Genomic DNA, 4,360 nt, shown 5'->3' on the forward strand with positions numbered 1-4,360 from the left:
GGTTTGTTCTCCCTTATCCGTGTTCCTTCGCTGTCGATAATACCCGGAGGGGTATGTGATCAGGCGGTTCAGCGATGGGCGAAGGTGATGGCGGGCAGAACTCGGTCGAGCCATCGGGGCGACCACCACGCGGCGCGGCCGGTCAGTCGCAGCAGCACCGGCAGCAGCACCAGACGTACGAGAGCGGCGTCCAGCAGAACGGCGACCCCGAGGATGATGCCCATCTCCTTGGGCGGTAGCGGTTGGGCCAACGCGAAGGTGAAGAACACCGCGACCATCACCGCCGCGGCGGCGAAGATCACCCGCCCCGAATGCGCCAGGCCGTCGACGTGCGCGGTCTTCGGATCGCCGGAACGTTCGTAGTGCTCCTTGGCGGTGGCCAGCAGGAACACGGTGTAGTCCATCGCGATCGCGAAGATCATCGCGAAGAAGAACACCGGTCCCCACCCGTCGAGGAAGCCCTGCGGTGTGAAGCCGAGCAGGCCCGCTCCGTGGCCGTCCTGGAAGATCAGCTTCGCGACGCCGAATGCCGCGGCGGTCGACAGCAGGCTGACCGAGGTACCGATCACGGCGATCAGCGGGGCGCGCAGGGCGATCAGCAACAGCAGGAACCCCAGGGTGAGGATCACCGCCACGATGATCGGCAGGTAGTGGTTCAACGCGCTCTGCAGATCCAGATTCTCCGCGGGCGCGCCGCCGACCAGTGCCTGCGCGGGCAGACGTGCGCGCAAGTCGTCCACGATCGCGCCCATCCGCGCGTCCGACGGGTCGACCGTCGGCAGGGCCCGCATCATCACCAGATCCGTGCCGTCGGCGGCGGGGTAGGCCGGGGTCACCATCGCGATGCCCTCCCCGCCCGCGGCCAGGCGCGCGGTCTCGGCGGCCTCGCTCGCGGGCGTGACGATCTGTAGCGCACCCGGCGCGCCGGGGCCCAACTGCTCCTGCACCAGTGCGTAGCCCTGTCGCACGGGGGCGTCCGACGGGACGACCTGGATCGAGGGCATGGCCACCTTCAGGCCCAGCGCGGGGATCGACAGGCCGACGAGCACCGCCAGGGCGGCGACGGCGAACGGCCACGGGTGCGCGTGCAGCAGTTCTCCCCAACGGGCGAATCGCGGCGAGCGATGCCGTTGACGTTTGGCGTAGGGGAGCGCCCCGGCGTTGATTTTGGAGCCCAACGCGCCCAACGCCGCGGGCAGCAGGGTCAGCGTCGCCGCCAGGACGAAGATCACCGCCGCCATGATGCCCACCGCCATGGTGCGCACCGCGGGCGCGGGGACGATCAGCACCGCCGACAGGCTCACCAGGACCGTGAGTCCGGACAGCACAACGGCTTTGCCCGCGGTGTCCATGGTCTCGGCGACCGCCGTGCGGGCATCGCCCGCCTTGGTCAGGGCGTCCCGGAAGCGAGCGACCAGGAACAGCGCGTAGTCGATGCCCAGGGCCAGCGCGAACATCATGGCGAAGTTCATCGCCCACACCGAGATCGGCGTGAACTGATTGAGCAGGACCAACCCGCCCGCCGAAGCCACCAAGCCCGCGACGGTCAGCAACAGCGGCAGACCCGCGGCGACCAGCGAGCCGAACGCCAGGACCATGATCGCCAGTGTCACCGGCCAGGAGAACAACTCGGCCTTGATCATCGCCTCGTGATTGGCGCGGTTGAAGTCGCTCCACAGCGCGGAGGCGCCGGTCGGATAGACGGTCACGCCGTCACCGGACAGGGCGGTCAGCGCCTGCTTGTGATCGTCGACCGCGCGGACCATGTCGTCGGTCGAGGCGTTCGCACCCGCGACGAGGATGCCGGTGCGGCCGTCGGGGCTGATGGTCGTGCCTGGTTGCGGCGGCAGCACGCCGGCGAACCGGTCGTCCCCGGCGAACTCGGCCGCCACCCGCGCCAGCACCCGCCGCGCCGGCGCGTCGTCCAAGGTCCCGTTCTCGGTGTGGACCACGATCTGCACCGCCGCCGAGGAATCTCCGTCGAAGTGTCGCTGGGCCAGTTCGCGCACGCGCACCGACTCCGATCCGTCGGCCTGCCACCCCGCGCCCGCCAACGCGCCGAACACGCTCGGGGCGGCCGCGCCGAGCGCGATCAACACGATCAGCCATACGCCGAACACCCATCGCGCGTGGCCCGCCATCGTCGCGCCCAGCCGGGCCATCGGCCCGTCGCGTCCGGTTCGCCTCGGGTCTGTTCGTTCGGTCATCGTGTCCGTCACCGCGTTCACCTCTGTCGACTGCCGAGTTCATACCCCCTGGGGTATCTGTCTGCGATCGAATATACCCCAGGGGGTATTGTGGTGCGCAAGGTGCGTACGCACGCACCGATGCGGCGGGGAAGATCAGAAGGAGGAACACATGGCCGAGATCGACCTGTATGTGGATCCGGTGTGTCCGTTCGCTTGGGTCACCGCCCGGTGGCTGCTGCGGACCGCCGGCGCCGAGCACGCGGTGACCGTCAAGCAGATGAGCCTCGCTGTGCTCAACGAAGGACAGTCGGTCGACGACGCGCACGCGCCGATGCTCACTCGTTCGCGTCGGTTCGGGCGCCTGTTCGCCGCGGCCCGCGAACACCACGGCGACACCGCGTTCGGGGCGCTGTACGCCGCGGTGGGAGCACGGTTGCACACCGCGGCGGCGCGCCCCGACGATGTCGATGTCGCGGCGGCACTGTACGAGGCCGGACTCGATCCGGAGCTGGTCCGCGCACTCGACGACCCGGCGTTCGACCCGGCGGTCACCCGCGCGCACGAGGCGAGCCAGGCTGTGCTCGGTGGGCGCGGAGGCAGTCCCCTCCTCGCCGTCGACGGACGCGGGTTCTCGGGTCCGGTCTTCACCGAGCCGCCCGCCGCGGACCGCGCCGCCGCCGTCCTCGACGCGATGCTCACCCTGGCGACCGAGCCGGCTTTCGCCGCGCTGCAGCGGCCCTACCAGGGGCCGCCGTCGTTCACACCGGGCGAAAAGCGGTGACGCGCGGGCTCACTCGGGGTGCACGATCATGACCGGGCATCCGGCGTGCTGCATGATCCACAGGCTGGTGGAACCGAGCAGCAGTCCGTGGAACCCCCCGCGCCCTCGACTGCCGACGACGACCAGACGCGCGACCGCCGAGTGCGCGGCGAGATGGCGGCGCGGTCCGTTCGGGTGCACCTCGCGCACGACCGTCACGTCGGGGTACTTCTCCTGGAATCCCGCGAGGCGTTCGGCCAACACGGCGCGCTCGGCCGTCTCGCCGTCCTCGATCGGGATCAGCAGGTAGTCCGCTCCCGCGAACGCGCCTTCTTCCAGATCGCTCCAGGCGTGGACAGCGCGCAGTTCGGCGTCGCGTTCGGCGGCCTCCTCGAAGGCCGCGGCCAGCGCGGAGACGCCCACGCCGCTGCCGTCGACGCCGACGACCACCGGGCCGAGCGCGGGCAGCGGATCGGTGTCGTGGACCACGACGACGGCGCCGTGCCCGTGGGCGGCCACCTTCAGCAGGGTCGAGCCGAGATGGGACAGGGTGCCCGCGCCCGCCCTGGCCCCGAGCACCACCATGTGCGCGCTCTCCGACAGAGTGATGAGGTGGGCGGCCGGATCCTCCTCGGTCAACTCGGTGGCGATCGTCACCTCCGGAGCGACCTCGCGGGCAGTGCGCACGGCCGCCGCCAACATCCGCTCGCCGCGGGTGCGCAGCGATTCGGTCACCGCGGGTTCCATCACGTCGTAGCTGCCCAGCACCGACCGCATCGAAGTCAAACCCAGGCCGTGGACCAGGTGCAGTCGTCGGCCGCGGTGGGCGGCGGTGTCGGCCGCCCACCGGATCGCGTTCTCACAGGTGGTCGTGCCGTCGACGCCGACGACGATCGGGGCGGTGGCGAGTCGGTGTCGGTTGTCGGTTTCGCTGGTCATGACCGAAGACCTCCGTGTCGATGCGGTTCGTCACCTCGAACGGTATGTCCGGGACGAGACCGCCGGATGCTGGCGATGGTCCTCGATGGGAGGGCCGTAGGACTCGGCCTCACTCGCGGATCAGCACGTCCTCGATCGGGCGACGCGGGGTGCGCGGCGGCCGCGGCGCGGTCGCCCGCCCCGCGCGGACGAAGATCTGCGGGTGGGGTTCGCCGAGCGCCTCGACGACGCGCGCGCGGGTGGCGGGCAGTTCGGTCAGATGACTCATCACGCAGGTCGAGAGTCCGTACACGGTGCATTCCAGCAGCACCGCGGACAACGCCTCCCCGCAGGCCAGCAGCGATTGCGGGGAGTCGTCGTGACCGAGCAGCGCCACGATATGCCCGTGGTCGGTGTCCTGCGGTCCGGGATCGGCCGAGCCGGAGAGGAACGCTCGGTTGAGCGGAACGCGCGCGGCGTCCTCGCGGGTGGG

At 70.6% G+C, this 4,360-nt stretch carries 3 protein-coding genes and 1 pseudogene; 1 reads left to right on the top strand and 3 read right to left on the bottom strand.

Annotated elements, in window-relative coordinates:
- Positions 1-68 precede the first annotated feature (68 nt).
- Positions 69-2,207: an MMPL family transporter gene (locus ON30_RS28070; protein WP_083911722.1), complete on the bottom strand. Its 2,139-nt coding sequence runs from the start codon at positions 2,205-2,207 to the stop codon at positions 69-71.
- A gap of 151 nt (positions 2,208-2,358) precedes the next feature.
- On the opposite strand from ON30_RS28070, the gene ON30_RS28075 reads away from it, so the two are divergent.
- A complete protein-coding gene (locus tag ON30_RS28075) occupies positions 2,359-2,970 on the top strand; it encodes a mycothiol-dependent nitroreductase Rv2466c family protein (protein ID WP_040712033.1) in 612 nt (203 codons plus the stop codon).
- Positions 2,971-2,979: 9 nt separating this feature from the next.
- Here ON30_RS28075 and ON30_RS28080 read toward each other — a convergent pair whose 3' ends face one another.
- Entirely contained in the window at positions 2,980-3,888 is a 909-nt protein-coding gene (locus ON30_RS28080) for a universal stress protein (protein WP_040712035.1), read from the bottom strand.
- A gap of 109 nt (positions 3,889-3,997) precedes the next feature.
- Positions 3,998-4,360, bottom strand: a pseudogene (locus tag ON30_RS28085) (NAD(P)H nitroreductase); the annotation flags it as partial.

This window comes from Nocardia takedensis NBRC 100417 (assembly GCF_000308695.1).
Taxonomy (GTDB): Bacteria; Actinomycetota; Actinomycetes; order Mycobacteriales; family Mycobacteriaceae; genus Nocardia; species Nocardia takedensis.

What these genes read in the sequence shown, in the direction of transcription:
- ON30_RS28075 (WP_040712033.1), top strand. Translation starts at nt 2,359, where the DNA reads ATGGCCGAGATCGACCTGTATGTGGATCCGGTGTGTCCGTTCGCTTGG.
- ON30_RS28070 (WP_083911722.1), bottom strand. Translation starts at nt 2,207, where the DNA reads ATGACCGAACGAACAGACCCGAGGCGAACCGGACGCGACGGGCCGATG.
- ON30_RS28080 (WP_040712035.1), bottom strand. Translation starts at nt 3,888, where the DNA reads ATGACCAGCGAAACCGACAACCGACACCGACTCGCCACCGCCCCGATC.